Raw genomic sequence first — 13,230 nt, forward strand, 5'->3', positions numbered from 1 at the left:
AAAACAAGATCAGCGGTCTACCCGTCCTTGATCCTGTCGGCGTGAATCTTGTTGGTATCATCACAGAGTCCGATATTTTCCGTCTTGTTGCCCAGGAATGGTCGACAAGACGACACGGTTCGATTCATTTACCACGCAAATAAGCATCTCAAAGATAAGGAACTGCGGATAGCTGCTACTCATACCGCATTCGATCTGAAGAACGCTGTCTCAACGCCAAACCTCAATAAGCATTATCGAGTGACAAGCACTGCTCGATCTGCCAGCTTTACAACCATCTCCGTTGTATCCTGGAAAAGCAGCTCATACAGCCGTCCATGGTGACTCGCGCTTAACGCGATTAAGTCACAATCCTCTTTTTCTGCCGTTTGCAGAATGTTGGTTACAGTGAAACCCAACTGCGCCCTGAACTCTGTTCTTACTTGGTGGTATTGCAAATACCCACGCATCTGGCCAGAGATCTCGGCTGCCCTTATTTGCGTATTTGCTAGTGCTAAACCGAACAAACTCGCTTCGGCTCGTTTTGCCAACTCCGCCGCCAATTCAAGGACATGGTCGGATGCTGCGTCACCGTGATGGACAGTGAGGATTTTTTGTAGCATTGAGCATTGCTCATGAACAACGATTATCGGTTTTGTAATGTGGGCCAAGATATCATCAATGCCGTCGTGGATGAGTCGCAATCCGCTAGTTTTAACTGACTCAGGAATACCGACCACGACGAGATCGGCAGTATGCGCTTTTTCACAGAGGTTTCTTACAGGATTGCCAGTAATAGTATCAACGTGAGCGGATAAAAACTCGAATTCAGCGAGTACTGATTCCGTATTGTCGAAAATTCTGGCAGCTAGGTCTTCCTGACTGCGATGTCTTTCATCGGCAAAGTAGATACACGAAAGGTGGGCGTCTAACAGGGCAGCTAAATGCCCAGCATATTCAAAGGCATTTTTTTCATGTGGTGTGTCGCCGATGGCGACGAGGATGTTCTGAATCATTGTATCTCCTTCTTCGTGGGATTATCCTTCTGCTCCGTCCCCCTGAACTTTTGTAATATCTAGACAATCCCGTCAATTTATTAACCGATAGTGCTGATTTGATGACTGGTCATGAGTAGGTATAATGATAAACTCAAAAAACAGCACAAAAATCAAAAAACATATCCAAGCCAAGTGTTATCCATCTGACATGGTAAACTTTCCGCTGATTGATAGGGTTGACCTCCATAGCAATAACAATAGAACCTGCACTTTGCAACAACACCGGCTTGTAAATAGATAAAGTAAAATCCAACATATAACCCAAGTTGCTAATTGTCAAACCCGCTCGGCTCCGACTCTCGGAACGGAGCCATAAACACCCGGACTTTCGCGCAATGTTCCGGGCGGATTAAGCCGAGATTATCGCGCCATATGCTAGGGATGTTGTGCAGTGGATTTGTCAATCCGCTGCGAGCCGTGCTGACTCTATTTAGCGTTCCCCCGGTTTGTCATATTCCTCATAAGTAACAACTTATGTTATACATAAAAAAAGTGAAACCCAACACCTAATCCAACCGATTCGCTGATTATCAGTGCTGAGTTTCACTTTATTGGTTCAAGTGAAGCATAATGGATAATACATAAGAAAATCTTACGCATTACGTTTTACGCATTTAGAACGTGTAACCGAACTTAGCATACCAAAACGCGCCGTTAAAGCCAAATGGGCTGAATTGACCGTATTGGTTGCCAATATTACCGGACTTCGGATTTTCATCGGGGTAGGTGTTGAGGAGGTTCTGGACACCGATCGTTATGACTAAACCGGCAGACGCCATGTAACTCGATTCCAAGTCAAAAAGCACCTTGCCGGTGTACGTTTCATCATCCTCAGAATCGTACCAATCACCGTAATAACTGCTCCGACCTAGCACGCTCCATTGGCTGGTTATAGACTGAGTTACTGTGAGACTCCCACGCTGTCTCGGCAAGTTCTCTTCCAATTCCTTGATTCGCAGGTCATCGAGCGTTTCCGGATTGTGATCGGTAACGGTCGTCTCTGTGCGGTTATAAACAGCGGTGACATCGCCATTCGGTACTGGGACCGTGAGGACCACATCAATACCTTGGGTTGTCGTATCAAAGTCATTGGTAAAGAATCGGAATTCCTGTAGGTTCGCCGCGCTAGTCACACCGGCCTTAAGCAACTCATCCTTCTGTTCTTCGCTCAGCGCGAAGTCTTGGGACAGGGCTAACCGGTCCTTCATCCGAACATCAAACAGGTCTATGGTAAGGTTTATGTCCCTTACCTCAAAGGTGAACCCGCTGGTGAAGTTTGTTGATGTTTCGGGCTCAAGTGCTTTACCGCCTACCAAAGCAGCGGCTCGGTTGGTTGAAGGAATAGTTCCGTTATTGACCAAATCATCCTTTTCAAAATTGAATTCGGTCGTAACGTTGAAGGTGTTCTGTTGCCCTGGTGTCGGTGCTCTAAATCCAGTGCTATAACTGCCACGGAGTTTCAGGATCATCTCATCATTGGCAATCATATTGGCGTCCTCAAGAAAGTCCGTAACGCCGATGTTGGTGGCGACCTTGTAATTGAAGGTTTGTCCGAAATCTTCAAAGTCCTCACCGCGCACAGCAAGACCGACCAGCCAGTGTTTGAGTGGCCTGACCTCACTCTCCAAATAGGCTGCAACGTTGGCGCGATTCCATTCGCCCGCGGCAATTTGGCTGAACCCTGAAAATCCGTTAGAGGCAGCACTGAAGCCTTGACCCGCCAACGGACCAATTTGATACGATTCTCTTTGGCCCTCTACCACTTCAAAACCCTCGTTTCGATATTCTACACCCGAAGCCAAGAACAGCATGTCGCTGAGTGGGTACGTGAGATCAAAGTTAAGGTTGTAATCGGTCTGGATATAATCCCCCGGATTGAAATCGGTCGGCGTATCCGGCCCAAGCGAGGCGTTGACGGTGTTGTAGATAAAGAAATCGGCATGATGCCGTCCAAAATAGCCACTCAAATCCCACCCCAATCCTGAGGTAAGCATAGATTCCAAAGCATTACCTTTAATCCCTACGAGAACAGAGCTATCCACTGCGTCTGCCCCAAATCTCGGTGTGAACCCACCCGGAAACATCTCTTGGAAGGTGAATAAATTGGGATCTGCGAAAACCTTTGCCAACTCGTCTGGGTCAGGTACATCGTTGGTGATGGGGATGTTGGGATATTCCCCGCCTGCCAAATTCCCAACGAGCAAAGTTTCACCCCCGTCAGTGCTAAACACGCCGCTGCGGGTATTGGGATTTCGGAAATAGAATCCGCCATCAACTCGTTTGCTGGCATAGTTGGCGTGCCCATAGAAATCAATGTTATCCGTGAGAACACTTCCATAGTTTGCAAAGAATTTAAGGTCGTCTTCTACAATTGGCTGTCCCCAAATTTGCGCCGGGTCTCTCACACGGTCATTGCCAGCAGCAACCAGGGCTTTCGCATCGTCGCGTTGGACCGAGCGGATGGTGGGGTCTGAACCGCCATATTCTAGGCTGAGGTTGGCCCAAGTTTCCTGACTACCCAAGCCGATATTACCAGCGACCGCGTATTGGCGGCCATCCCCATACTGATAAATGCCCGGCTTAAATTCAAAGGAACCGCCCTCATGGCTATCTTTGAGTTGGAAGTTCATCACACCTGCGATGGCATCGGAACCATATTGGGCAGCTGCGCCGTCCCGGAGTATCTCCACCTGTTTCAGCGCGATCGCCGGGATGGCAGATAGGTCAGGTCCCTGTGCGCCATCAGCCAAGCCATTGCCTAGCCAGTGAATCACCGCGGCACGGTGACGCCGTTTATTATTGACTAGCACCAACGTGTGGTCAGGTGCCAATCCTCGTAAATTTGCAGGTCGGACAACTGTTCCTGCGTCGCTGATTGGCTGAGTGTTGACGTTGTAGGAGGGCACCAAATTTCTGAACATGTCTTGTAAATCTGTGACACCTTGCTTGGCGAGATCATCACCACGAATGGTGTCAATCGGCACCGCTGAATCAATAACAGAACGAGGGCGCGCTCTCGAACCAATCACCACCTGTTCTTCAAGCTCAATAACCTCTTCTTCGGCTGCCGTATCAGATGACATATCAGCCTCCATCTCATCTGACATCTCTGCTTCAGTTGATTCCTGTGCCATAGCGGTAGACAGGACGAAAAGTAGCACAATAACACTAAGCGAGACTAGCGTTATTTTCCCGGTTTGAGACATAGCTAGTTAGACTCCTTAATTAGGTTGTTGATTTGAGTTAGGTACATAAGAATTGATATGGCGACAAAGGATTGAGGGATCCGCTCGGTTGAAATTGGGCGCTTGCCAATTGTAGCCGATTTTATCGGATATTTTTTGCCACAATGAAATAGTATATTATTGTGTTAATTGTTGTCAAGTTTTTTTGCAGTCATTAATTCAAGCAGTTCGCAGATTAGATGTTTTTTTGTGTCGAGTTGTGACATGTAGGGTGGGAAAGGTACTTGTAAATTTTGGGATGGAAAGCATTACGCGCGGGAGATTGGGATTTCAAACGATAAAGTATGGTTTAAGAATCCAGCACGCCCTTGGGGTGCAAATCCGCAGCAGGTTGTTGAAGGTCGGCTCGGATATAGGGTTCCGAGCCGACCAGTTGGGGGCAACAGATTCGATCGCTGTGGATTGACTATCCACAGCACGTCATTGAAAGAACCTCCTACTTCAGAATCGCCATCTTCCGAGTAGCAGTCGATTCAGCGGTAATTAACTGATAGAAGTAAACGCCTGAAGCCAGCAGTTCACCAGAATCGTTACGACCATCCCAGTAAGCGGCACGTGACTTTCCAACGTAATATCCTGCCTGCTGAAACCCGAGGTCAAAAGAGCGAACAAGTTCTCCCTTCTGGGAATAGATGCGAATCGCAGCATGTATATCATTCGCTAGTTGGTACGGTATCCAAGTTTCCGGATTGAACGGGTTTGGATAATTCGCGAGCAGCGCAGGGAAACCCTCACCGGAAGAGTTTGTTGTAAATCCGATGAAGCTACTTACTGATGGATCAAACTCAATGATGACCGTCCCACCGAGTTTTTCCATGAAGGAACGCGCTGTGTAAGGCACGTCAGACATCAGGGGCAAACTAATCATGTTCAAACCCGCGCGGAGCTGCATATTGAATGCGCTCATGCTTGGAGGCGTTACAATCAAGCTGTCAGCGCGAAATGCGAGATGCTGAATACGTTCATCGCTCTCAGGACCAACATCGGCACCCGCAAACGGTGTGGTCGAGAAGTTCGCTGCCAGATATTCCGCAAGTGCATCCTGCTCCGTACCGGGAGCGGTAAAGGTTGCTTGACCACCTGACTGTTCCTCTGTCATTACTGCGGATAGGTCTACACGGTCGGTATTCGGGAAATTTGGATAAGGATAACCATCACCACCATCCGCAAGGAAGTCAATTGTGACCGTTCGGAAGAGGCGATTTGTATCACCAACAACTTTACCATTTTGTGCGACGATGTCAGTCGGATTCCCAGTGACATCGGTGAGCACGAGCGACCTGACCCTTGAACCCATCGGCTGCGAAATGTCAAAACTGAAGGCTAGTCCAGCGACTTGGGCGAATTGACCAGGGGTCGAACCCGGCTCGGATCTGGCGACAGTATGTTCAATAACCTCAAGTAGTTCCGCTGCCGTGAGTGTTAATAGACTCAGGCCATTGTTAAATCGGAGGGTGTTTTCTATATCAATCTGCGAAATTTGACCCGCCATTTTGCCAACCAATGGATTCTCCGGCGGTGGGAGTGCACTGCCACTAACAGTGACACCAATAGATGCTCGGATACCTCCACTATTTTTTAACGAGACAACAACCGTTGGATCAACCCGTCGTGCTACATATAGATTAGCATCAGCAATTAAGTTACCGAGATTCGTTTCTTCTGTACGGACCGCCCCCCGGTTTCCATTAAGATAGACACTTGTTTGCCCAAAAATATTGCCATCCTTTGCAGTAACCACATTCCGAATCGCTTCGGTGATTTCAACGACACGCGGCGCGGGTGCGACATTACCGGTATCCACAACACCACGTTCATCCGCAGCAAAGGCGCCACTCACTTCCGCGTCAATAGATTCCGGTAGGAGGAGGCCTGACTCGTCAAAGCCGACCACTAACCGACCGACATACCTGTAATTCCCATCTGTGCCGACGATTGCAATAGGTTCGTCTGTGACGGATTTTGTCAGAATCGGATATGGTCTATTTGCAACATCACCTTCGCGCAGGCGATCTGTGTCATCCGCCAGCAGTGTGTTTGAACCACCGGCAATGATTATGTCAACATCCCGCAACTGCGACGCCATCATCTCATCAATACGAATTTGCTGAAGGTGAGCAGCGACGATTACCTTGTCTATTCCGGTTGCCGTCAACGCATCAACAGATTCTTGGACGATTGCTGCCAATGCCGCAATATTATCTGGATCTTCAGGGGCAATCCCTACATCTTCTGATTTCGATATACTCCTGAGCCCGGGCGTAGTTACACCAACAACACCTATCTTCTCGCCCGAAGGTGTCGTGATTACTGTACTCTTGGTGATGCTGTTCGGAATTGTGCTTGCCTCCTCTACCACATCGACAACGAGATCCGCGAGATTACCTTCACGACTAAAATCCAAGTTTGCACTCAGGAGCGGGAACGCAGTGCCGGCGTAACCTCTACCATCATTCCGAATCAACCCCGCGAGTGTACCAGTGCCCGTGTCAAATTCATGGTTGCCAAGTGCTGCCGCCATAAATCCCATCGCATTGAGTATCAGAATGTCCGCACGTCCCGATCCCTCACGCCCTAAGATACCGCGAAGGCTTCGATCATTGCCCGCTGCGAAAAGCGGTCCGGGAGTGTAGCTATCACCCCCTCCGATGATAACAGTATTTCCATACTCAGCTCTGAGTGCATTCAGTATTGATGAGAACCGGGGAGCATTTTCGAGTGCTTCGATGTCACCTTCCATGTCCCCTGCATGAAGCAGTTGCAGTGTGAAATTTACAGGGATTTCTGTCCTATTCTCGGAAAAAGCGAGTGTCAAAGTACCTAAAATTAAAGTCGCTAGAACTGAAAAGACAAAAATTAAAATAAAATGTTTTTTTCTATACATTAAAAATTCCTTAATCGATTAAAGTTAATCTCCATTGGTTGTAAAATCCTAAGTGGGCTGAAATGTTCCAAGTTATTCCTACCAGTTTTTGAGTTTTTTGTGCTAACCGGAGAGAAGAAAGTCAATTAATGAAATGTTTGCTAATTCGCGTTATAAAGGACATACCTATTCCTGTCAACTAGAGAATCATGAAGAAACGTAGGGCTATTTATGGTTAATTATAGAAATAAGCAGACATTTACCAATAACTCTAACCTACGTGAAGTTGCCAAAGTCCCCCTGATAAGGGGGATTTAGGGGGTTGGTTGTGTATTTGGAGTGTCTAGGTAATTCTAAAATCACCCTACATGGAGAAACGGATCTGCCCTTGACGGTCAGCCACGACGCTGCTACAATCTAATTTATGAATCTAACTGCATCTCCACGACTCCCAAATTTTTCAATGAAGGAATTGATGCCATTGGGACAGAGGAACCCGTTATTACAATGCTCCTCTAAACGGCGAATTCTGTTTTGCCGATTGGTTTATGCTATTATTATGTTCATCGCATTCGCAGCAGCCCCTCCTGCGATATCGACCCCCAATCAACACCTCAAAATTTCCCCCTCTATCCGTTTCCATACAGCCAGTGAAACGCTTAAAGTATGGGTGCTTTTTACTGACAAAGGATTCTCGACATCGTTCGATCAACGCAGAGCGATAGACCAATATCAAACCCAGATGTCAAATAGGGCAAAGCGTCGCCGTGAGTTCCGGGCGCAATTCAGTCTTCCGAATTTTACGGATTTGCCCATCGAATCCCGCTATATTGATGCAGTGCTTCTATTGGGAGGGAAACTCCGTAGCGAGAGCCGATGGCTAAATGGTGTTGGACTGGAGGCGACGCCGCAGGTGATTCGTGAAATCGCTTGTATGCCGTTTGTCCGAGCGATTGATCCTATCCGTCAACACACGAGGCTATTCGAAGTCCCCACCCGCGGTTCGGTATCACCAAGCGCCCCTCCCTCGGCTAAGGTTTTGGATTACGGAAACGCTGAAACACAAATTACACAGATCCAAGCAGACTTCCTACATCAAGAAGGGTTTCTCGGTGAGAAGGTCGTTATCGGATTGCTAGACACAGGGTTCAATCTGGAACATACCGCTCTTGAGCGTGTGGATGTTATCGCCGAACATGATTTTGTCAACGATGATGACAGCACCGCCGATGAGGTGGATCAGGATGATCCGAATCATGATGTCCACGGTTCAGTCGTATTGGCTATCCTCGCTGGCAACGCACCAGGACAACTCATCGGTGTCGCACCCCGTGCCCGCTACCTCCTTGGAAAAACAGAGAAGGTCTCACAGCAGGGTGTCGTGTTTGAGCGACAAATCGAGGAGGACTGGTGGGTTGAGGGACTTGAATGGCTTGAAGGGATGGGGGCGGATGTAGTGAGCAGCTCACTCGGATATGCTGATTGGTATCGTTTCGCGGATTTGGATGGGAAAACCTCAAAAGTCACGATTGCCGCGAACCTTGCTGTTCAGAAAGGGATGGCTGTCGTCATCGCTGCTGGAAATCTGGGTGCTCAACCACCGAGCGAGGCGTTTGGGCTTCCGGGGCGAATGACCCCACCCGCAGATGGATTCGATGTGCTTGCAGTCGGTGCTGCAGACCGCAACGGACAAGTGTTACCCTTTAGTTCCCGAGGTCCCACCTTCGACGGCCGGATTAAGCCGGATCTGGTAGCGATGGGTGCAGGTGTCACAAGCGTTGATTCAACGACACGTGGCGGCTTTTCCAGTAATCATCTCGGCACCTCGTCTGCGGCACCGCTTGCTGCCGGCACTGTCGCGCTGCTGATGGAGGCTTTCCCGCTTGCGACAGCACGAGATATTGTCCATACGCTTCGCTCGACAGCCTCGCAGGCGGAAAAGCCCGATAATATAGCCGGTTACGGCATTATTCGCGCGCGAGCCGCCTACGATAGACTGCTCAATCAGTTTGGACACACAGGGTTTCCCAAACCAGTTGCGGTGCAGCCAACCTCGGATCTACTACCAGCGACTTTGGGCAAACTAAAACGAGGCGAACTTTTGCAAAATTATCCGAACCCATTCAATCCAGAGACGTGGATACCCTTCAAGTTGGCATCCTCCGGTCAAGTAACCATTCGGATTTACAACTCTGATGGACGTTTAATTAACCGCCTTGAACTTGGAAAACTCGCTGCCGGCGATTATTCTGAAAAACATCGCGCCGCTTATTGGAATGGGCGCAATTTTGATGGCGAGCGCGCAGCAAGCGGCACCTATTTTTATACCCTAGAATTCCAAGGGGAAACCGATACTCGCAAGATGATTTTGCTGGAATGAAGGAGGTCTTATACTATAGTAAACACGAGAAATAAGGAGACATTTACCAATAACTCCGACCTGCTCGAAGTTTCCGAAGTCCCCCTGACAAGGGGGATTTAGGGGTTGATTGTGCATTGAGAGTGTATCAGTAATTCTAAAATCTACTATCAAGTACCGAACTCCTAATCGTATAAATGGCAACAATCTTGTAACATTATACAAGAGAAACATGACAGGACTTAGGCACTTCAGATTGTAAGATTATAGTTGCCCGTTTCTTAATCCCGACAAGTCGAGGATTCATCGGGCGTGCTGATTTCTAATTTTTTGGTTGGCAATATAAAAATTTTCGGCTATAATTGAACTTCAGTTCTATCGGACTAGATTTTGAAACCTACACCAATCACTACATTATAGGAGGCATAAAATGGGATTCTTTAACCGTGTATCCACTATCTTCAAATCCAATGTAAATGCTGCGTTGGATCAAGCAGAAGATCCGGAAAAAATGTTGAACCAGATAACGAATGAGATGCAGGAACAACTGGTCAAAGTCAAGCAGCAGGTTGCCACCGCTATCGCACAGGAAAAGCGGCTCCAAAAGGACTATGAAAGCGAGCAGGAGCAAACAGACAGCTGGGAACAGAAGGCAACGATTGCGCTCCAGAGAGAGAACGAGGACCTTGCACGTGAAGCGCTAACACGGCGCAATGAACATGCAAGCATTGCAGTAGGTTACAAGGACCAGTGGGATAAGCAGAAACAGGCGGTCACCATGCTCAAGGATAATCTACGCACACTTGAGCGGAAGATTGATGAAGCAGCGCGTAAGAAAAACCTGCTGATTGCGCGGCAAAAACGGGCAAAGGCACAGAAGGCAATCCATGAAACAATGGCAGGTATGAAGGACAATAGTGCTTTTGCGACCTTCGATCGTATGGAGGAGAAAGTCGGGGATATGGAAGCACGTGCCGATGCTGCGTCAGAAATGTCAGAATTAAGCCGTGATCCTCTTGAGGAAGAATTCGCCGCCCTTGAAACGGGGAATGTAGACGACGATCTGGCAGCCCTGAAAGCCAAAGTCGGCGGCAGCAAAAATGCTTAACAACAGACGGCTGACACATCAATAGATTTGGGCTGAAATATCTTTCGTATGTTGCAGTGAAGGAGAAGAGCAATGTCAAAATTGAACACACCGGTAGACATCACCGTATTCCTAGATGAGCAGGGATATAGCGTTTCTACAGAGGATGAGATCCTGATTATCCAAGATGAAGATGGGCTCAATATGTTTGCCGTGGTTGATGATTCGCAGATTGAATTCTTGATCGATCTATGCAGCGTCAACGATCTCGATACATCGAAACTAGAAGAAATCTACGGAAAAATCCTTGATCAAAACACCGAAATCCTGCCAACCTGTTTCGGAATTGACTCAAGCGAACCTGATGACCACCGCATTGTTCTAGTGGACAGCCTCGCAACCGAGAACATGGATTCCAACGAACTCCTACTTGCTTTGGACTCCCTGGCAGTTAATGTCGTGACCGCCCACGAGTTACTGCTACCCTACCTCAAGAAGAAATAAAAAGAGGCCTCGATGAAAATCTATATTCTCACCGATCTGGAAGGGCCTGCAATGGTGTCCCGGTTTAGTCAAACCCGCGAAGAGGGACCCCAGAAACAAACTGCGATGAAGCTGCTTACATGGGAGGTCAACGCCGCTATTGAAGGGATCTTGGACGTTGATCGGCACGCAGAAATCGTTGTCTGGGACGGACACGGCAACGGTGGGATTGATGTTTTGGAATTTCATCAGGAAGCAAAACTGATTGCGAGAGGCCCCATCAGTCCGCCTTATTACCTTGATGAAACCTATGACGCGCTTTATTTCGTTGGACAGCACGCAATGGCGGGAACCCCCAACGCACCGTTGAGCCACACGTACTCATCAAGGTCTGTCGAATACTACAAACTTAACGGGATGCCGATTGGAGAATTTGGTTGCCGCGCAGCGATGGCAGGGGAATTTGATGTGCCGACGGTATTCATTTCAGGCGATGACAAAGCAGTTGCAGAAGCTAAGGAACTGATTTCCAACATATACGCTGTAGAAACGAAGCAGGGACTTGGGCAAGAACTCGCTTTGCACCTATCTCCCCAAAAAGCGCGGGAATCCATCCGGAAAACGGTGGCCGAAGCGTGCAGGAATATCAATCAGATTACGCCTGTGAAAGTCGAACCGCCTTATGAGCAGGAAATCCGTGTCCTTGAAGGGCAATCCATTAAGGGCTATCTGCGTCGAGGCGCAGCGAGGATTGATAATCGTACCGTTGTGAAACGTGCTGATACGATGTGTGAGTTATTCATTTAGCCTTCATAGTAAAGAGACTGTCAGAGATGGGTGTCTGAAGCCATACGCTTCGGAATGTCGGGAGTTACGAGATTCTCTGCATCGGTTGTATATCACAAGACGTAACCGTCACCGCTTATCATCTATTGGGTCTGCTTTATCCTGTGCCCATTCCTCTACCCGATTCCAGACAGTGTCAACCGTTAATTTCTTCGTACACTCCCAGCCGATCTTGCATTTGTGTGCGCTACAGGGCCAACACGGCATATCTCGCCTGACGATGGTGGCTTCTTCGCTAAGTGGCTTCCAAGCGACATGATCAGTAGGGCCAAAGATTGCTACGGTTCGTACATCCAAAGCTGCAGCGATGTGCATTGGTCCTGAGTCGTTGCACACAAAGAAATCGCAGCGTTTTATGAGCGCAGCAAGTTCGCGTATTGACTGCGGGGCATAGGCAATGGATTTGGACTGTAACGCTTTCTGGACGTTTTTTTCTAATTCGGCTTCGTCGGGACCTCTAAGAATCAAAATCTTCGCACCGTATTGATGTGCAAGTGTATCGGCAACTTGGGCGTAATTTTCCTCGGGCCACCGTTTATCGAACGAACTGCCGCCCGGATGGATGCCGACTACGAAATCGTCCGGTAAGATTTCCCAATCCGCTAACAGCCGTTGTGTTTCCGCGATTTCGTTATCCAGTAAATTCAACACCAATTGTCGATTTCCATCTCCATCGCCGATTATTCCAACTAAGTCGAAATTTCGATCGATCTCGTGGATCTCGCCTTTCTTATATTGTCCCCGCCAGGTGTGCGTCAGGAGACTCTTGAACCGTTTTTGGTAACGTCCTAACCGATACCTCGCACCGGACAGAAATGCAACAAAGTTACACCACGAAGCAGTTCGCATCGCAACAACAAGGTCGTACCGTTCGTGTCGTATGTGCTGGTAAAACCGTAACCGATCTGCTAGGTGCCGATGTTCGTTTGCACGGTCAAAAATCAATACCCGATCGACATCCGAATTACCGACCAAAATCGGCGCATTCAATGGCTGGGCGAGCACCGTGATTTCTGCATCGGCGTAGTTTTGGCGTAGCAGTGCAATGGCGGGTGTTGAATTGAGCAGGTCACCGATGCCGTCGTTGCGCACGATTAACATTTTGCGGATATTGGGAAGGCGACAATCAGACATCGTACCAGACCTAAACGTGGGTGTGAGAAGGAGATCTTAACGTGTATGTGGACATGTGGTAAAAAATACACACAGCACACACACCATATAGTTTACATTTTGACCGCTCCCCGCTCTAAAGAACAGGGATTGTTTTGTTAGCAATTCCACATTCTCGTTCTTAGAGTTTAGCGTCT

At 48.2% G+C, this 13,230-nt stretch carries 9 protein-coding genes; 5 read left to right on the plus strand and 4 right to left on the minus strand.

Annotated elements, in window-relative coordinates; genetic code table 11:
• A partial coding sequence (locus J4G02_17850; protein MCE2396402.1) for a CBS domain-containing protein occupies nucleotides 1-143 on the plus strand: 143 nt, incomplete at its 5' end.
• 90 nt (nucleotides 144-233) lie between these two features.
• On the opposite strand, the gene J4G02_17855 is transcribed toward J4G02_17850, so the two are convergent.
• From J4G02_17855 to J4G02_17865, 3 genes are all read right to left on the minus strand, one after another.
• Nucleotides 234-995 (minus strand): universal stress protein, encoded by a 762-nt coding sequence (locus tag J4G02_17855; protein MCE2396403.1) that lies wholly within the window; start codon nucleotides 993-995, stop codon nucleotides 234-236.
• Nucleotides 996-1,651: 656 nt separating this feature from the next.
• Nucleotides 1,652-4,243 carry a TonB-dependent receptor gene (locus J4G02_17860; protein ID MCE2396404.1) on the minus strand — a complete coding sequence of 864 codons (2,592 nt, stop codon included), beginning with the start codon at nucleotides 4,241-4,243 and terminating at the stop codon, nucleotides 1,652-1,654.
• A gap of 475 nt (nucleotides 4,244-4,718) precedes the next feature.
• Nucleotides 4,719-7,166, minus strand: a complete 2,448-nt coding sequence (locus tag J4G02_17865) for a 5'-nucleotidase C-terminal domain-containing protein (protein ID MCE2396405.1) — start codon at nucleotides 7,164-7,166, stop codon at nucleotides 4,719-4,721.
• A 721-nt stretch (nucleotides 7,167-7,887) separates the two neighbouring features.
• Here J4G02_17865 and J4G02_17870 point away from each other — a divergent pair.
• The 4 genes from J4G02_17870 (at nucleotide 7,888) to J4G02_17885 (ending at nucleotide 11,881) form a co-directional block, all read left to right on the plus strand.
• A complete protein-coding gene (locus tag J4G02_17870) occupies nucleotides 7,888-9,525 on the plus strand; it encodes a S8 family serine peptidase (protein MCE2396406.1) in 1,638 nt (545 codons plus the stop codon).
• Between the two features lie 409 nt (nucleotides 9,526-9,934).
• Nucleotides 9,935-10,612 (plus strand): PspA/IM30 family protein, encoded by a 678-nt coding sequence (locus J4G02_17875; protein MCE2396407.1) that lies wholly within the window; start codon nucleotides 9,935-9,937, stop codon nucleotides 10,610-10,612.
• A gap of 72 nt (nucleotides 10,613-10,684) precedes the next feature.
• Nucleotides 10,685-11,095: a CesT family type III secretion system chaperone gene (locus tag J4G02_17880; protein MCE2396408.1), complete on the plus strand. Its 411-nt coding sequence runs from the start codon at nucleotides 10,685-10,687 to the stop codon at nucleotides 11,093-11,095.
• A gap of 12 nt (nucleotides 11,096-11,107) precedes the next feature.
• Nucleotides 11,108-11,881, plus strand: a complete 774-nt coding sequence (locus tag J4G02_17885) for a M55 family metallopeptidase (GenBank protein ID MCE2396409.1) — start codon at nucleotides 11,108-11,110, stop codon at nucleotides 11,879-11,881.
• 108 nt (nucleotides 11,882-11,989) lie between these two features.
• Here J4G02_17885 and waaF read toward each other — a convergent pair whose 3' ends face one another.
• On the minus strand, nucleotides 11,990-13,054 hold the full coding sequence (gene waaF, locus J4G02_17890) for a lipopolysaccharide heptosyltransferase II (GenBank protein MCE2396410.1): 1,065 nt from the start codon (nucleotides 13,052-13,054) through the stop codon (nucleotides 11,990-11,992).
• Nucleotides 13,055-13,230 lie beyond the last annotated feature (176 nt).

The organism is Candidatus Poribacteria bacterium (genome assembly GCA_021295755.1).
Taxonomy (GTDB): domain Bacteria; phylum Poribacteria; class WGA-4E; order WGA-4E; family PCPOR2b; genus PCPOR2b.